Here is a 16,695-nt window from a genome sequence, read left to right on the forward strand (position 1 = left end):
CATCGGCTTGTCGTACTAATTCCTTCTCGGGCCCGTGCGAACTTGGCGGCGCTGTCCTTGGCCCCGAGAGAAGGAAGAAGGTGGGCGGAACATGGCCGCCACCCAGAGGATCACCGCTGGCGCCGTGGCCGCCGCGGCCTGTGCCGCGTCGCTCGCCGGCTGTGCGATCGGTACCGACGGTTCCGGGGCAGGGGCGCCCGGCCCGCAGAAGGCGAAGCCGGCCCAGGCGCCGCCCAAGAGCGTGGTCCGCCTGATCGGCGACGGTTCCACCTCGTACACCGGGGCGCAGCCGCGTCTGCCGAGACCCGAACGCCTCAAGCCGGGCCAGAAGCCCCCGCAGTTCGTGGTCTTCTCCTGGGACGGCGCCGGTGAGGACGGCCAGCGGCTCTTCTCGCACTTCCGCAAGGTGGCCCGGGCGAACAACGCGACGATGACGTACTTCCTGAGCGGCGTGTACATGCTGCCGGAGGACAAGCGCGACCTCTACCGCCCCCCGCAGCACTCCCCGGGCCGCTCCGACATCGGCTTCAACGACGAGGAGGGCATCGCCGCGACCGTGAAGCAGCTACGCCTGGCGTGGCTGGAGGGCAACGAGATCGGCACCCACTTCAACGGCCACTTCTGCGGCAGCGGCGGCGGGGTCGGCGAGTGGTCGGTGGAGGACTGGAAGGACGAGATCTTCCAGGCGAAGCACTTCGTGAAGTCCTGGAAGACCAACACCGGCATGGAGAAGGCCGCACCGCTGCCCTTCGACTACGACAAGGAACTCATCGGCGCCCGCACACCCTGCCTGGAGGGGCAGAAGAACTTCATGAAGGCCGCCCGTGACCTGGGCTTCCGCTACGACACCAGCGGCGTCAACGACCAGGTCTGGCCGAAGAAGAAGCAGGGCCTGTGGGACCTGTCGATGCAACTCGTGCCCTTCCCCGGGCACCGCTACGAGCAGCTCACCATGGACTACAACTTCATGGTCAACCAGTCGGGCACCACGACCCGGGGCAACCCCGCCCATCACGAGCGGTGGGGTGACGAGATGCGCGACGGCCTGCTCATGGGCTTCCACCGGGCCTACGACGGCAATCGCGCGCCCCTGATCATCGGCAACCACTTCGAGTCCTGGAACGGCGGCACCTACATGCGGGCCGTCGAGGAGACCATCGAGCGGGTGTGCAACAAGCCCGACGTGCGCTGTGTGTCCTTCCGGCAACTCGCCGACTGGCTGGACGCCCAGGATCCGACGACCCTGGCGAAGCTGCGCACCCTGGGCGTCGGCGAGGCCCCGAAGCGGGACTGGGCGTCCTTCCTGTCCGACCGTCCCGCCCCGGCCCCGAAGGGCGTGCCCGGGGCGCCGGCGGCCAGGCGGTAATCGCGCGAGGTCCGGTGCCGCTGACGCCCGCGCTCACACGAGGGTGGTGACGCTCTCGCCGAGTACGAAGGAGGGGTCGACCTGCGCCGCCAGGTCGGCCCCGGTCCGCTCATTGCCCCAGGACCCGGCGTTCTTCAGATGGAAGTGCACCATCTGGCGCGTGTAGCGCTCCCAGTCCCGCAGTGCGTACGTGGCGTCGGCGGCCGTCCGCAGCCGGTGCAGGGCGCGGCGGTTGATGTCCTCCAGGAGCTCGAACCGGGGCGGCCGGCCCCTCTCCAGCGCGCGCACCCAGTTCGAGTGCCCGACCGTCACGAGCAGGTCGTCCCCGATCTCGGCGCGGAGGAAGTCGAGGTCGTCCCGACCCTGCACCTTGTTGCCGACGACCTTCAGGGCGACGCCGTAGTCGGCGGCGTACTCCTTGTACTGGCGATAGACGGAGACTCCCTTCCGCGTGGGCTCGGCGACCAGGAACGTGATGTCGAAGCGGGTGAACATGCCGGAGGCGAAGGAGTCCGAGCCCGCCGTCATGTCGACCACGACGTATTCGTCGGGGCCGTCCACCAGGTGGTTCAGGAACAGCTCCACCGCTCCGGTCTTGGAGTGGTAGCAGGAGACCCCGAGGTCGGCGTCCGTGAAGGGGCCCGTGACCATCAAACGGACGGTGTCGCCGTCGAGTTCCACCGGCCGGGCGCAGGCGTCGTAGACCGGATTGTCCTCGCGTACCCGCAGCAGCCGGGAGCCCTCGCCGGGCGGAGTCGTCTTGATCATCGTGTCGGCGCAGGCGATGCGGGGGTTGGAGCCGCGCAGGTGCTCCTTGATGAGCGACAGCCGGTCGCCCATGGCGGGCAGTGCGGCCGCCTCCGCCTCGTCCAGGCCGAGGGCCGGGCCCAGGTGCTGGTTGATGTCGGCGTCGACGGCGACGACGTGCGCGCCGGTGGCGGCGAGGTGGCGGACGAACAGGGAGGACAGGGTGGTCTTGCCGCTGCCGCCCTTCCCGACGAAAGCAATTTTCATATTCACCGAGCGTAGTGGCGCCATAGCTGTAGGTGGCAGGCGGGCGTGAAGAAGACCACTCCATCGTGGGGTGTGCGACCGGCTTGCGTAGGGTCGTACTTATGAGTACGACAGGCGCGAACGCCGATCCGCTCGCGGCCCTGGGCTCGCTGCCCGGTGTGGCCGAGTCCGTGGAGTCCGTGCGCAAGGCCGTGGACCGGGTCTACGGACACCGGGTCATGCGGCGCCGCAGCAACGCGGTCACTTCCGAGGCGGCCTTGCGCGGCGCCCGCGGTTCGGCGGCGCTGTCCGGTGCGGACTGGGCGCTCGAAGAGGTGCGTCGGCGCACCGACTTCAGTGGCGACGACGAGGCGCGCTCCGTGGGCGCGGCGCTGCGGCTGACCGCCGAGGCGGGTCAGTTGCTGTCCATCTGGCGGCAGTCGCCGCTGCGGGTGCTGGCCCGCCTGCATCTGGTGGCGGCGGCCACCAACGGCGACGAGGTGGGCCGCCCGCGTCAGGCGGGCGAGCCGGTCGACGAGCCGCTCATCGAGCTGCCGCTGCCGAGCGCGGCGGAGGTCTCCGGCCGGCTGGAGGGGCTGTCCGAGCTGATCATCGCGGGCGGTTCGGCCTCGGCGCTGGTCACGGCGGCCGTCGTACACGGCGAGCTGCTCGCGCTCAGGCCCTTCACCTCGCACAACGGCCTGGTCGCGCGCACGGCCGAGCGCATCGTCCTGGTCGGCAGCGGTCTCGACCCGAAGTCCGTCTGCGCGGCGGAGGTGGGCCATGCCGAGCTGGGCCGCGCGGCCTGTCTGGCGGCCCTCGACGGCTATGTCTCCGGAACCCCGGAGGGCATGGGTGCCTGGATCGCACACTGCGGCAGGGCGATCGAGCTGGGGGCGCGCGAGTCGACGGCGGTGTGCGAGGCGCTTCAGCGCGGAGCGGCGTAGAAGTCCCTGAAACAGGGTTGCGGCGGTACGAGGATTCGTACCGCCGCTGGCATGTTCACCGGGGTACCAAGCGTCCTCGAAATATGCCCATCAGGTCGGGAACATTGCCCGTCACCTGGTGCGGCTGGCCCGTAATCGACGGGTCGACGTCGCGTGGGTGCCCAGTGTTCATGCTCGGTCCGTGTGGCCAAATGCGATTTAAAGGTGATCCTCTCGGATGTCCTTGGTCCCGCGGGCCGTTAATCCCTTTGTACTCCAGGACCGGAGCAAGTGGAAGCCCTTGCTGTACTTCTTTACTTTTAGGTTCAAAGGTGAGCTAAACGGGCACCGGAATGGCGAACAATCGCGTATGGCGGTGAAGGGGCAGGTCAGGCCGGGGCGGACCGGCGTCGGCTGGCGTACCAGACGAGACCCGCGGTGGCCGCTGCGGCCCCTATGGCGGCGACCGCGACCAGCGCGGGGCGGGGCGGCACGGCGAACGCCGGGAACCGCTGCTTGAGCCGGACCGGGCGGTGGAAATCGAGAATCGGCCACCCGCGCGCGACGGCCTCGCGGCGCAGCGCACGATCCGGGTTCACGGCATGGGGGTGGCCGACGGCCTGGAGCATCGGCAGGTCGGTCGCCGAGTCGCTGTAGGCGTAGCAGCGCTCCAGGTCGTACCCCTCGGACTCGGCGAGCTCCTTGATCGCCTCGGCCTTCGTCGGGCCGTAGGCGTAGTACTCCACCTCGCCGGTGTAGCAGCCGTCCTCGCCCACCACCATGCGGGTCGCGACGACGCGGTCCGCGCCGAGTAGTTCACCGATCGGCTCGACGACCTCGGCACCCGAGGTGGACACGATCACCACGTCACGGCCGGCGGTGTGGTGCTCCTCGATGAGGGAGGCGGCCTCGTCGTAGATGATCGGGTCGATCAGGTCGTGGAGGGTCTCGGCGACGATCTCCTTGACCTGCTGGACGTTCCAGCCGCGCACGAGGGCGGAGAGGTACTCGCGGGTCCGCTCCATCTGGTCGTGGTCCATGCCGCCCACGAGGAAGACGAACTGGGCATATGCGGTGCGCAAGGCGGCCCTGCGGTTGATCAGCCCGCCTTGGTAGAAGGACTTGCCGAAGGTGAGCGTGCTCGACTTCGCAATGACCGTCTTGTCCAGGTCAAAGAAGGCCGCTGTGCGGGGCAACGAGTGGTTTTCCACAACCCCGAGCATAGGCGCAGCCCATTCGGCGTAAGGTGGGCGCGTGGGTTTGCCTGAGAGGGCTCTCGGGTACACCATGGAAGTCACGGATCGTTCGCGACCGTGCTAACCCGGCCCGACTCCTCCCCCCCCGAGTCGGCCGTGGAGACGACCCCCGCTCTCCCCCCCGGCGGGGGTCGTCGCACGTCCGGGCGGGTTTTTCCTTCTCTGTAGGCGGTCGTGAGACCGAGGTGAGGCGGCTGCGGCCGCCTCTTTTGCATGTCCATGGTCCGTCACTGTGTGTAGCTGTCGCGCTGCTCTGTGGAGGTCGCACAGGGGGTGGTACAGGGGTCACCGGTATGGGTGACGGCGATATTCACAAGGGTCGAGTTGTCCACAGTTATCGACCAAGATCCACACGATTTCCGGGATCGCTGCACCGTGATTCCAGCACGCCCCGCTCGCACCGACTTCATGGCCGGTTCCGATTGGGCGGGCGAGTTTGGCCGGTTCCTATCGGCCGTTCATATGGAGGCCGGTCTCCGGTTCTTCACATGTTTGGGAATCGCGTGACCGCAGGGGGCCGCGCGAGCAGAACGACTCGCGGGCTCCGCAGGGGCCGCGCGGGGTGCAGCGAAGGGGGATGGAAACCATGGCCGCAGCCGTCACACACGATCCGCCGCCCACCGCCGGAGGGCGACAGGGCAGGCCGTTGATCGTCACGGAGGACACCGAACTGCTGGACGACCTGCTGCGCCTGTGCGCGGCGGCCGGCGCCACACCCGAGGTCCACCACGGGGTACCGGAGGGCAGGAGCGGCTGGGAGACCGCACCGCTCGTCCTGGTGGGCGACGACGCCGCCCGGCGGGTGCGTGGGGCCGCGCGCCGGGACGCGGTGGTGCTGGTCGGCCGGGACCAGGACGACTCCGGGATCTGGCGGCGGGCCGTCGAGATCGGCGCCGACCACGTCCTGATGCTGCCCGACGGTGAACAGTGGCTGGTCGACCGCATCGCCGACGTGGCGGAGGGCGTCGGCAGGCCCGCACTCACCGTCGCCGTCATCGGCGGCCGCGGCGGGGCAGGGGCGTCCACGCTGGCCTGTGCCCTCGCCGTCACCTCCGCGCGCGAGGGGCTGCGCACGCTCCTCGTGGACGCCGACCCGCTCGGGGGCGGGCTCGACGTCCTGCTCGGCGGGGAGACGGCCGAGGGCCTGCGCTGGCCCGCGTTCGCCGCCTCTCGCGGGCGGGTCGGGGGCGGAGCCCTGGAGGAGGCCCTGCCGCGGCTGCACGAACTGCGGGTGCTCAGCTGGGACCGCGGTGACTGTGTCGCCGTCCCGCCCCAGGCGGTCCGTGCGGTGCTCGCCGCGGCCCGGCGCCGGGGCGGCACGGTCGTCGTCGACCTGCCCCGCCGTATGGACGACGGAGTCGCCGAGGTTCTCGCCCAGGTCGACGTGGGGCTGCTCGTGGTCCCCGCGGAACTGCGTGCCGTCGCCGCGGCCGGCCGTATGGCGTCCGCCGTCGGCATGGTTCTGCGCGATCTGCGGGTGGTGGTGCGTGGGCCGTACGCCCCTGGACTCGACGGCCGCGAGGTGGCCCGCCTGCTCGGGCTGCCGCTGGCCGGCGAGATGCCCGTGGAGACCGCCCTGCTGCGTCCGCACGGCGGTAAGGAACCTCCCGGCTCGACGCCGCGCGGACCCCTCGCGCGCTTCTGCAAGGAGTTCTGGGAGCGGGCGTTGCTGGAGGCGAGGGCGGCATGAGGACGAGGACGGGGGTCGGCGAACGACTGGGGATCGGTGAAGGACCGGGGGCGTCCTCGACGGGGCTCCTCGACGGGGTGCGGCAGTGGCTGGCCGAGAGCGGGGCCGAGGCGACGCCCGCGCGCGTGGCTCAGGCACTGCGGGAGCAGGGACGGGTTCTCGGGGACGCCGAAGTCCTCGGCGCGGCCGAACAGATGCGGTCCGAACTGGTCGGCAGCGGCCCGCTGGAGCCCCTGCTCGCCGATCCGTCGGTGACCGATGTGCTGGTCTCGGCCCCGGACCGGGTCTGGGTGGACCGGGGCGGCGGACTGGAGCTGACCGCGGTCTCCTTCCCGGACGCCGCAGCGGTACGCCGGCTCGCGCAGCGCCTGGCCGCGGTGGCCGGACGGCGACTGGACGACGCGCGGCCCTGGGTGGACGCCCGGCTGCCCGACGGGACCCGGCTCCACGCGGTGCTGCCCCCGGTGGCCGTCGGCTGCACCTGCCTGTCGCTGCGCGTCGTACGGCCACGCGCGTTCACGCTCGACGAACTGGTGGCGGCGGGCACGGTGCCGCCGGGCGGGGACCGGGTGCTGCGGGCACTGCTGAGCGCGCGGCTGTCCTTCCTGATCAGCGGAGGCACCGGCAGCGGCAAGACGACCCTGCTGAGCGCCCTGCTGGGGCTCGTGGGACCGGACGAACGGATCGTGCTCGCCGAGGACTCGGCGGAACTCAGGCCCGACCACCCGCACGTCGTACGGCTGGAGAGCAGACCCGCCAACCAGGAGGGCGCCGGACTGGTCAGCCTCCAGGATCTGGTGCGGCAGGCGTTGCGGATGCGGCCGGACCGGCTGGTCGTGGGAGAGGTGCGTGGCTGTGAAGTAGTCCACCTGCTGGCGGCCTTGAACACCGGCCACGAGGGCGGCTGCGGGACCGTCCACGCGAACGCGGCGGCCGATGTGCCGGCCCGGCTGGAGGCCCTGGGTACGGCCGCGGGCCTTGACCGGGCCGCGCTGCACAGCCAGGTGGCGGCCGCGCTGTCGGTCGTCCTGCACCTGGTGCGCGACCGGGCCGGACGGCGGCGGATCGCCGAGGTGCATGTGCTGGAGCGGGATCCGTCGGGCCTCGTCCGGACAGTACCCGCGTTGCGGTGGGGCACGCAGGCGTTCGTGTCCGAGCGGGGGTGGGAGCGGCTGCGGGGGCTGCTCCGCACCGACACCGAGTTCTTCGACGGGGGGCGGCGCGGTGAGCGGGGCGAGTGAGATGCCAATGGGGGCGGCCGCGGTGTGCGTGGGAGCCGCCGTCTGGCTGCTGGGCGGACGCCACTCCGGGGCGCGGCGGGCACGGTTGCTGCTCGCGGGCGGCGGGGTGGTGGACACCGGGCCGCCGCCCTGGCGGCACCTGGTCGGCGAACTGCGCGGGATCCGCGGGCGGCTGCGGGCCGAGTGGTGGTCGGCGGCCGTCGGGCTGGTGCTGGCGGTGCTCGGCGCCTCGGTACTGCCGGTCGTCGCGGGGCTGGCCGGGGTGCCGCTGCTGCGGCGCGTACGGCTGGCCCGGGAGGCGAGGCGGGCACGGGAACGGCGCGGGGACGCGGTCATCGCGTTGTGCGCGGCGCTCGCCGGGGAGGTGCGCGCCGGACGGCAACCGGGTGAGGCGCTGCTGCCGGCCGCACGGGACTCCGGCGGGCTCGGTGACGTACAGGCGGCCGTGCTGGCGGCGGCCCGGTTCGGCGGTGATGTGCCGGGTGCGCTCGCGACGGCCGCGCGGGAGCCGGGCGCCGAGGGGCTGCTGGGCCTCGCCGCGTGCTGGCGGGTGGCGGTGGACCAGGGCGCCGGTCTCGCGGCCGGACTCGACCGGCTCGAAGGGGCCCTGCGCGCCGAACGGGACCAACGGGCTGATCTGCGCGCCCAGTTGGCGGGTGCGCGGTCGACGGCGGTGATGCTCGCGGGGCTGCCGGTTCTGGGCCTGGCCCTGGGCATGGCTCTGGGCGCCGATCCGCTGCATGTGCTGCTGCATACCGGTGCGGGCGTCGGCTGTCTGCTCGTCGGCGGGGCGCTGGAGGGGCTGGGGGTGTGGTGGGCGGCGCGGATCGTGCGGGGCGCCGAGGTGGTGTGAGGGCGGGGGCCGAGGTGGTGTGGCGGCAGGGAGCCGTCGTGGGCGTCGGCGGAGCGGGTTCGGGTTTCGGGTTCGGTTCGGTTTCGGGGCAGGAGGCGGTGTGAGCGGGGAAGTTGTCCACAGGCTGGGGGTTGTTCCGGGGACGGTGCTCTTCCTCGGGTGGCTGGTGTGCCGACTGGCGGAGGCGCGGCGCGAGCGGAGGATACGGCGGCGGCTGGCCGAGGTGGTCGCGGTCGCGGAGGCGAGCCCCGGCGGTCCGCGCTGGGAGGTGCGGGAGCTCGCTCGGCGATGGCTGCCGGTGGTGGGTGTGGCCGCCGCCGTGTGGGTGCTCGTCGGTGGCGTCATCGGCGCGGTGGCCGGGACGGTGGTCGCGGCGGGCCTGTGGCGGTGGCACCTCCGGCAGGCGGTGGCCGGAGCCACTCGGGAGGCCGAAGCCCGCGAGGCCGCCCGGCAACTGCCGCTCGCAGCCGATCTGCTGGCCGCCTGCATCGCGGCCGGTGCGGGGCCGGTGATCGCGGCGCAGGCCGTCGGCGAGGCGCTCGGCGGCTCGGTCGGCGAAGCGCTCGCGCGCGGTGCCGCGGAGGTACGGCTGGGCGGCGAACCTGCAGAGGCCTGGCGGCGGCTCGCCGCGACACCGGGGGCGGGCGACCTGGCGCGGCTGTTGGAGCGGGCCGACGTCTCCGGGCTGCCCGCGGCCGGGCCCGTCGCCCGGCTCGCCTCCGACGCCCGCGCCGCGTGGGCACGCGCGGCGACGTCACGGGCACGGCGGGCGGCCGTGATGGTCACCGCGCCGGTGGGGCTGTGCTTCCTGCCCGCCTTCATCACGGTCGGTGTGGTGCCCGTGGTGATCGGGCTGGCGGGGGGCGCGCTGGGAGGCGGAGGGGGTGGTGGATGACAGGAGGCGGGCCGGCAGGTCGTCAGTAGAGCAAGTGGTCAACGGAACGGAACCTCACGGGGGTTGAGATGAGCAAGGCGATGCGCAAGGTGCACAAGGTGACGGACAAGGCGATGTACAAGGAGATGTACAAGGTGGGTTGGGCGCGGCTGCGTGCCCTGGTGTGCGCGGTGTGTGGGGTGCGTGCGGTGCGGAGGGACGCGGGGATGGTCACCTCCGAGTACGCGATGGGAATCGTCGCGGCGGTGGCGTTCGCGGTGGTCCTCTACAAGGTCGTGACGAGCGGTCAGGTCAGCGCGGAGTTGCAGGGCATCGTGAAGCGGGCGCTCGATGCGGGCGTGTGAGCGGGGGAGTGGAGGCGGCGCGCGCCGACGCTCGGACGGCGGGGGCACGGGCCGGGGAGCGCGTCGCCGCTCGGACGCCGGGTTCGTCACGATGGAGTCGGCCATGGTGCTGCCCGTGCTGGTGACGGTCGCGATGGCGTTGGTGTGGGCGCTGCTGGTGGTGGCCGCGCAGATCCAGTGCGTGGACGCGGCCAGGACCGGCGCCCGCGCGGCGGCCCGACAGGATCCGGACGGCGCGGTCGTCGCGGTGGCCCGAGGGACGGCACCGCGGGACGCGAAGGTGACGGTCGTCCGGGAGGGTGACCAGGTCCGGGTCGCCGTGGAGGCGAAGCCCCCGCTCCTGCACGGCCTGCCGTTCGAGGTACGGGAGGAGGCCGTGGCGTCCGTCGAGACGGCGCCGCGGGCTGCGGGCGAGACCGCGGAGGGGGCCGGATGAGGGGCGGTTGGGGGAGGGACCGTCGGAGGACGGGCCGTTGGAGCAGAGCCCGTTGGAGCCGGGTCCGTTGGAGCAGGGCCCGTTGGAGGGGGGAGCACTCCTCGGACCAGGGGTCCGCCACCGTCTGGAGTCTCGGGGCGATCGCCGTCTTCGGCGTGGTGTTCGTCGTCGTCCTCGCCCTGGGGCACGCCGTGGTGACCCGGCATCGCGCGGCCGGCGGTGCCGACCTCGCGGCGCTCGCCGCGGCGGACCACTGGGCGGACGGCAGTACGGCGGCCTGCGCCCGGGCGGACCGGGTGGCGCGGGCCCAGGAGACGCGGCTCGTGCGGTGCGTGCTGGTCGGCGAGATCTCCGACGTGACGGCGGCGTCGGGGCGGGGCCCGTTCGCGACGGAGGTCAGAGCGCGGGCGGGCCCCCCGGGGCCGGACTCGGTCCCAGGGCCGGATCTGTCTCCGGGGCCCGCGCCGGCGGCTTCACCGGCCTCTGCGCAGCCTCCGGCTCCTCCAGCTCCGGTTCCTCGCGCTCCTGCACCCCCCGCTCCCCCGGCTTCTCCTCCGGCGCCCCCCGCAACAGCACCGTGAGCAGCCGTACCGCGCCCCTCTTGTGCAACGGGTCGTTGCCGTTGCCGCACTTGGGGGACTGGATGCAGGACGGGCACCCCGCGTCGCACTCGCAGGAGGCGATGGCCTCTCGGGTGGCGGTGAGCCACTCGCGGGCGGTGTGGAAGGCCCGTTCGGCGAAGCCCGCGCCGCCGGGGTGGCCGTCGTAGACGAAGACCGTGGGCAGCAGCGTGTCGGGGTGGAGGGGGATCGACACCCCGCCGATGTCCCAGCGGTCGCAGGTGGCGAAGAGGGGCAGCAGGCCGATCGAGGCGTGTTCGGCGGCGTGCAGGGCACCGCCGAGGATCTCCGGGTTGATCCGGGCGGCGTCGAGCTGATCCTCGGTGACCGTCCACCACACGGCGCGGGTGCGGAGCGTACGCGGAGGGAGGTCGAGTTTCGTCTCGCCCAGTACCTCGCCGGTGATGAGCCGGCGGCGCAGGAAGGAGACCACTTGGTTGGTGACCTCGACGGAGCCGTAGCAGAGGCGTCCGTCGCCCCAGGGGACCTCGGTGTCCGTCTCCAGGATGGAGATCGAGGTGGTGTCGCGGGCGATCGTCGAGTACGAGGGGCTCGCCTCCTCGACCAGGGCGACGGAGTCCTCCAGGTCGAGGGAGCGGACGAGATACGTGCGGCCCTGGTGGAGGTGGACCGCGCCCTCGTGGACGGAGGTGTGGGCGGCGCCGGCGTCGACCGTGCCCAGCAGACGGCCCGTGCCGGCCTCGACGACCTGGACCGGTCGGCCGCCCTCGCCGCGGATGTCGGTGAGGTCGGCGGCCCGTTCCCGGCGGGTCCAGTGCCAGGCCTTGGTCCGGCGGCGCAGCAGCTTCGCGGCCTCCAGCTGGGGGAGCAGTTCCTCGCACGCCGGGCCGAAGAGGTCCAGGTCCTCGTCGGTGAGCGGGAGTTCGGCCGCCGCGGCGCACAGGTGCGGAGCCAGGACGTAGGGGTTGTCGGGGTCGAGGACGGTGGATTCCACGGGCTGCTGGAACAGGGCCTCGGGGTGGTGGACGAGGAAGGTGTCCAGGGGGTCGTCGCGGGCGACGAGGATGGCGAGGGCGCCCTGTCCGGCCCGTCCGGCGCGGCCCGCCTGCTGCCACAGGGACGCGCGCGTGCCCGGGTAGCCGGCGATCACCACGGCGTCCAGGCCGGACACGTCGATGCCGAGTTCCAGCGCGGTCGTCGCGGCGAGGCCGAGGAGTTCGCCGGAATGGAGGGCCTGTTCGAGGGCGCGGCGCTCCTCGGGGAGATAGCCGCCGCGGTAGGCCGCCACGCGCCGGGCCAGGGAGCGGTCGACCTCGGCGAGGCGTTCCTGGGCGATCACCGAGATCAGCTCGGCGCCGCGCCGGGAGCGGACGAAGGCCACCGACCGGACACCCTGCACGGCGAGGTCGGTGAGCAGGTCGGCCGTCTCGGCGGTGGCCGTACGCCGGACCGGGGCGCCCTTCTCGCCCTGCATCTCGGTGAGCGGGGGCTCCCAGAGGGCGAAGACCACTTCACCGCGGGGTGAGGCGTCGTCGGCCACCTCGACGACCGGGAGGCCGGTGAGACGGCCCGCGGCGACCGAGGGCTGGGCGGCGGTCGCGGAGGCCAGCAGGAAGACGGGAGAGGCGCCGTAGCGGGCGCACAGGCGGCGCAGCCGACGCAGCACCTGGGCGACGTGGGAGCCGAAAACACCGCGATAGGTGTGGCACTCGTCGATGACGACGTACTTCAAAGAGCGCAGGAAGGACGACCAGCGGGCGTGGGACGGGAGTATGCCCCGGTGCAGCATGTCGGGGTTGGTCAGGACGTAGTTGGCGTACTGGCGGACCCACTCGCGTTCCTCGACCGGAGTGTCGCCGTCGTACACGGCGGGGCGCACCGCGGTGCCCAGAGGTTGTGAAAGTTCCTTCACCGATCGGCACTGGTCCGCTGCGAGTGCCTTGGTGGGGGCCAGGTAGAGGGCGGTGGCGCCACGGCCGTTGGGTGCCTCGGAGCCATCCAGGAGGGTCGACAGGACCGGCACGAGGTAGGCCAGGGACTTGCCGGAGGCGGTCCCCGTGGCGACGACCACCGAGTCGCCGTCCAGGGCGTGCTCGGCCGCACGGGCCTGATGGGCCCAGGGATGCGCGATACCGCAGGCCTGCACGGCGGCGATGACCTCGGCACGGATCCGGTCCGGCCAGACGGCATGGCGGCCCTCGCGCGGGGGCAAGTGCTCCGTATGAGTGATGCGCGAAGCCCGGCTCGGCCCCGCGGCGAGCCGGTCGAGGATCGTGCCCGGCGCGAGGCGGGACACGGCGTCCGCCGAGGGCTGATCGGATCGGTGATTCTTGGCCATCGGCACCGAGTGTGTCACCGGCGTGACGGACAATGGGACCAAGGCGTCGTGCACGCCTGCCGGTAAGTGATTGAATGCCATCGCGGCTGGCGAACCGTCCTGGGGGCTTCAAGCCGAGGTGTCCCGAGGGGCGACCGCTCGATAGCAAGGTGCTGGAGGATCCGTGGACCTGTCCCTGTCGACCGAGACCATCGGCGATCGCACGATCGTCAGGGTCGGTGGCGAAATCGACGTATATACCGCGCCCAAGCTGCGCGAGCAGCTGGTCGAGCTGGTGAATGACGGCAGTTTCCACCTTGTCGTCGACATGGAGGGCGTGGACTTCCTCGACTCCACCGGACTCGGCGTCCTGGTCGGCGGACTGAAGCGGGTGCGTGCCCATGAGGGCTCGCTGCGCCTGGTCTGCAACCAGGAGCGCATTCTGAAGATTTTCCGTATCACCGGCCTCACCAAGGTGTTCCCGATCCACACCTCGGTCGAGGAAGCGGTGGCGGCAACCGACTGACCACCGCTCCGGGTGTGGCGCAAGGGTCCGCGCCCGGACGGCCGATGTTGTAACAAGGGGGTCCGGGCTATCGGCAGTCCGGTCCCCCGACCGCACGCCCGTAGTTCCGAGGGGGATGCATGGCCACCGTTGAACTCCGTTTCAGCGCGCTGCCCGAGCACGTCAGGACCGCCCGACTGGTGGCGGCAGCGGTGGCGCGCAGGGCCGGGGTGGACGAGGCCGTCCTCGACGAGGTCAGGCTCGCCGTCGGCGAGGCCTGCACCCGTGCCGTCGGACTGCACCGGAACGGCGGCATCACGGCGCCGGTGAAGGTGCTGCTGATCGAGGAGGAGAAGCAGTTCTCCATCGAGGTCGGCGACGAAGCGCCGCGTCATGCCCCCGGCGACCGGGCTCCCGGTGCCGCGGGTGAGGACCCGGACGCAGAGATGGAGGAGGACGAGATGGGTCTCGCTGTCATCAGCGGACTCGTCGACGACGTGGAGGTCACCGCAGGGGAACACGGCGGGTCGATCCGGATGACCTGGCCGACCACACCGCCGGTCGCGGTGCTCCCCTGACGCCCCACGCGCTTTTTCGATCACTGCGCTGATCACTGCGCTGATCACCTCAAGGGCCCTGCTCAGCAGGGCCCTTGTTGCATTTTCAAGAGCATTCTGAATTCAGGGATGATCGTGAAGGAATTCACGATCAATTTCTGATCAGTCGTTTCTGATCAGTCAATCGGGTGAAAATGCGTTCGAGACGTTACCGGTCTGTCCGCAGGGTGTGGCGGATTCCGTTTACCGCGTACTGTTTTGATCAGGAACAGATCTCTAGACTCCGTCCACATCTTGAGCTCAGCCCAAGCGTCAAGGAGGACGAATGGCGGGGCTTTCTTCCCCAGACCAGCTTGACCACTCCTCAGCCCTCGCGGCAGCGGTACTGACCGACGGCAACCGTGTCATGGTGTCGGTGATCGGCGTCGTGGCCCTGGCCGCCCTAGTGGTGGCGGGAGTCCTGGTGCGCCAGGTACTCGCGGCGGGCGAGGGCACCGACAGCATGAAGAAGATCGCGACGGCGATCCAGGAGGGCGCGAACGCCTATCTGGCACGGCAGATGCGCACGCTCGGCGTATTCGCCATCGTCGTCTTCTTCCTGCTCATGCTGCTGCCCGCGGACGACTGGAATCAGCGCATCGGCCGATCGGTGTTCTTCTTGATCGGCGCGGTGTTCTCGGCGGCCACCGGCTATATCGGCATGTGGCTCGCCGTACGGAGCAATGTGCGCGTCGCCGCCGCCGCACGTGAGGCGACTCCGGCGGAGGGTGAACCGGAAAAGGATCTCACCGCTGTCTCGCACAAAGCGATGAAGATCGCATTTCGCACGGGCGGCGTCGTCGGCATGTTCACGGTGGGGCTCGGTCTGCTGGGCGCCTCCTGCGTGGTGCTGGTGTACGCGGCCGACGCGCCGAAGGTCCTGGAGGGCTTCGGTCTCGGCGCGGCGCTCATCGCGATGTTCATGAGGGTCGGCGGCGGCATCTTCACCAAGGCCGCCGACGTCGGCGCCGACCTGGTCGGCAAGGTCGAACAGGGCATTCCGGAGGACGATCCGCGCAATGCCGCGACCATCGCCGACAACGTGGGCGACAACGTCGGCGACTGTGCGGGCATGGCGGCCGACCTCTTCGAGTCGTACGCCGTGACGCTCGTCGCCGCGCTGATCCTCGGCAAGGCGGCCTTCGGCGACTTCGGGCTCGCGTTTCCGCTGCTCGTCCCCGCGATCGGTGTGGTCACCGCGATGATCGGCATCTTCGCCGTGGCCCCGCGACGCACCGACCGCAGCGGCATGTCGGCGATCAACCGCGGGTTCTTCATCTCCGCGGCGATCTCGCTGGTGCTGGTGGCGGTGGCGGTCTTCGTCTATCTGCCGTCGTCGTACGCCGACCTCGACGGCGTCACGGACAGGGAGATCCTCGGACACGCCGGCGACCCGCGGGTCCTCGCGCTCGTCGCCGTGGCGATCGGCATCCTGCTCGCCGCCGTGATCCAGCAGTTGACCGGGTACTTCACGGAGACCAATCGCCGTCCGGTCAAGGACATCGGCAAGAGCTCGCTCACCGGCCCGGCCACCGTCGTCCTCGCCGGTATCTCCGTCGGCCTCGAATCGGCCGTCTACACCGCCCTGTTGATCGGCCTCGGCGTCTACGGGGCGTTCCTGCTCGGCGGTACGTCCATCATGCTGGCGCTGTTCGCGGTGGCGCTGGCCGGCACCGGCCTGCTCACCACGGTCGGTGTGATCGTCGCGATGGACACCTTCGGGCCGGTCTCCGACAACGCGCAGGGCATCGCGGAGATGTCCGGCGACGTCGAGGGCGCGGGCGCGCAGGTGCTCACCAACCTGGACGCGGTGGGCAACACCACCAAGGCCATCACCAAGGGCATCGCCATCGCCACCGCCGTCCTGGCGGCGGCGGCGCTCTTCGGGTCCTATCGTGACGCGATTCTCACGGGCGCGCGGGACGTCGGCGAACGGGTGTCCGGCGAGGGTGCCCCGATGAGCCTGATGATGGACATCTCCCAGCCCAACAACCTCGTCGGCCTCATCGCGGGCGCGGCGGTCGTCTTCCTCTTCTCGGGGCTAGCCATCAACGCCGTGTCGCGGTCGGCGGGTTCCGTGGTGTACGAGGTGCGGCGGCAGTTCCGCGAGCATCCCGGGATCATGGACTACAGCGAGAAACCGGAGTACGGCAAGGTCGTCGACATCTGTACGAGGGACGCGCTCAGGGAGCTCGCCACGCCCGGCCTGCTCGCCGTCCTGGCGCCGATCTTCATCGGGTTCACGCTCGGTGTCGGCGCGCTCGGCTCGTTCCTGGCGGGCGCGATCGGCGCGGGGACCCTGATGGCGGTGTTCCTCGCGAACTCCGGTGGCGCCTGGGACAACGCCAAGAAGCTCGTCGAGGACGGCCACCACGGCGGCAAGGGCAGCGAGGCCCACGCCGCCACGGTGATCGGCGACACGGTCGGCGACCCGTTCAAGGACACCGCGGGTCCGGCGATCAACCCGCTGCTGAAGGTGATGAACCTGGTGGCGCTGCTCATCGCGCCCGCGGTCATCAAGTTCAGCTACGGCGACGACGAGAACCTCGGTGTGCGGATCACCATCGCCGTACTGGCGTTCCTGGTGATCGCCGGCGCGGTCTACGTCTCCAAGCGGCGCGGGATCGCCATGGGTGACGAAGACAACGCCGATCGGGAGTCCAAGTCGGCCGATCCGGCGGTGGTTTCGTAGGCGG

At 71.4% G+C, this 16,695-nt stretch carries 14 protein-coding genes and 1 pseudogene; 12 read left to right on the top strand and 3 right to left on the bottom strand.

Annotation, left to right across the window (positions count from 1 at the left end; genetic code table 11):
• The first annotated feature begins 91 nt into the window (after positions 1 to 91).
• Complete coding sequence (locus tag SLINC_RS24995; RefSeq protein ID WP_067437300.1) at positions 92 to 1,366, top strand: polysaccharide deacetylase family protein; 1,275 nt, start codon at positions 92 to 94, stop codon at positions 1,364 to 1,366.
• A 33-nt stretch (positions 1,367 to 1,399) separates the two neighbouring features.
• On the opposite strand, the gene SLINC_RS25000 is transcribed toward SLINC_RS24995, so the two are convergent.
• Positions 1,400 to 2,380 carry an ATP-binding protein gene (locus SLINC_RS25000; RefSeq protein ID WP_067437303.1) on the bottom strand — a complete coding sequence of 327 codons (981 nt, stop codon included), beginning with the start codon at positions 2,378 to 2,380 and terminating at the stop codon, positions 1,400 to 1,402.
• Between the two features lie 101 nt (positions 2,381 to 2,481).
• Here SLINC_RS25000 and SLINC_RS25005 point away from each other — a divergent pair, with 101 nt between their 5' ends.
• Positions 2,482 to 3,306, top strand: coding sequence for a Fic family protein (locus tag SLINC_RS25005; protein WP_067437305.1), 825 nt, complete (start codon positions 2,482 to 2,484; stop codon positions 3,304 to 3,306).
• Between the two features lie 368 nt (positions 3,307 to 3,674).
• On the opposite strand, the gene SLINC_RS25010 is transcribed toward SLINC_RS25005, so the two are convergent.
• Positions 3,675 to 4,508: an HAD family hydrolase gene (locus SLINC_RS25010; RefSeq protein ID WP_067437309.1), complete on the bottom strand. Its 834-nt coding sequence runs from the start codon at positions 4,506 to 4,508 to the stop codon at positions 3,675 to 3,677.
• Between the two features lie 610 nt (positions 4,509 to 5,118).
• Here SLINC_RS25010 and ssd point away from each other — a divergent pair.
• From ssd to SLINC_RS46195, 7 genes and pseudogenes are all read left to right on the top strand, one after another.
• Complete coding sequence (ssd, locus tag SLINC_RS25015; RefSeq protein WP_079164713.1) at positions 5,119 to 6,231, top strand: septum site-determining protein Ssd; 1,113 nt, start codon at positions 5,119 to 5,121, stop codon at positions 6,229 to 6,231.
• Positions 6,228 to 7,472, top strand: a complete 1,245-nt coding sequence (locus SLINC_RS25020) for a TadA family conjugal transfer-associated ATPase (protein ID WP_067437315.1) — start codon at positions 6,228 to 6,230, stop codon at positions 7,470 to 7,472. Before ssd ends, SLINC_RS25020 begins: the two co-directional genes overlap by 4 nt.
• Before the next feature lie 7 nt (positions 7,473 to 7,479).
• A complete protein-coding gene (locus SLINC_RS25025; protein ID WP_067437318.1) occupies positions 7,480 to 8,325 on the top strand; it encodes a type II secretion system F family protein in 846 nt (281 codons plus the stop codon).
• Between the two features lie 100 nt (positions 8,326 to 8,425).
• A complete protein-coding gene (locus SLINC_RS25030; RefSeq protein WP_067437321.1) occupies positions 8,426 to 9,220 on the top strand; it encodes a type II secretion system F family protein in 795 nt (264 codons plus the stop codon).
• 125 nt (positions 9,221 to 9,345) lie between these two features.
• Positions 9,346 to 9,564 (top strand): DUF4244 domain-containing protein, encoded by a 219-nt coding sequence (locus SLINC_RS25035; RefSeq protein WP_067445690.1) that lies wholly within the window; start codon positions 9,346 to 9,348, stop codon positions 9,562 to 9,564.
• A 91-nt stretch (positions 9,565 to 9,655) separates the two neighbouring features.
• Positions 9,656 to 10,000, top strand: coding sequence for a TadE family type IV pilus minor pilin (locus SLINC_RS25040; RefSeq protein WP_225988382.1), 345 nt, complete (start codon positions 9,656 to 9,658; stop codon positions 9,998 to 10,000).
• Positions 9,997 to 10,443, top strand: a pseudogene (locus tag SLINC_RS46195) (Rv3654c family TadE-like protein); the annotation flags it as partial. The gene SLINC_RS25040 and the pseudogene SLINC_RS46195, both read left to right, overlap by 4 nt.
• Here SLINC_RS46195 and SLINC_RS25045 read toward each other — a convergent pair.
• Complete coding sequence (locus tag SLINC_RS25045) at positions 10,397 to 13,000, bottom strand: DEAD/DEAH box helicase (protein WP_107406666.1); 2,604 nt, start codon at positions 12,998 to 13,000, stop codon at positions 10,397 to 10,399. The pseudogene SLINC_RS46195 and the gene SLINC_RS25045 overlap by 47 nt on opposite strands.
• A gap of 82 nt (positions 13,001 to 13,082) precedes the next feature.
• On the opposite strand from SLINC_RS25045, the gene bldG reads away from it, so the two are divergent.
• The 3 genes from bldG (at position 13,083) to SLINC_RS25060 (ending at position 16,691) form a co-directional block, all read left to right on the top strand.
• Entirely contained in the window at positions 13,083 to 13,424 is a 342-nt protein-coding gene (gene bldG, locus SLINC_RS25050) for an anti-sigma factor antagonist BldG (RefSeq protein ID WP_024885807.1), read from the top strand.
• Positions 13,425 to 13,543: 119 nt separating this feature from the next.
• Positions 13,544 to 13,981, top strand: coding sequence for an ATP-binding protein (locus tag SLINC_RS25055; RefSeq protein WP_067437327.1), 438 nt, complete (start codon positions 13,544 to 13,546; stop codon positions 13,979 to 13,981).
• A 304-nt stretch (positions 13,982 to 14,285) separates the two neighbouring features.
• Positions 14,286 to 16,691, top strand: a complete 2,406-nt coding sequence (locus tag SLINC_RS25060) for a sodium-translocating pyrophosphatase (RefSeq protein ID WP_067437330.1) — start codon at positions 14,286 to 14,288, stop codon at positions 16,689 to 16,691.
• The last annotated feature ends 4 nt before the right edge of the window (positions 16,692 to 16,695 follow it).

The sequence above is a fragment of the Streptomyces lincolnensis genome, from assembly GCF_001685355.1.
Classification (GTDB): Bacteria; Actinomycetota; Actinomycetes; order Streptomycetales; family Streptomycetaceae; genus Streptomyces; species Streptomyces lincolnensis.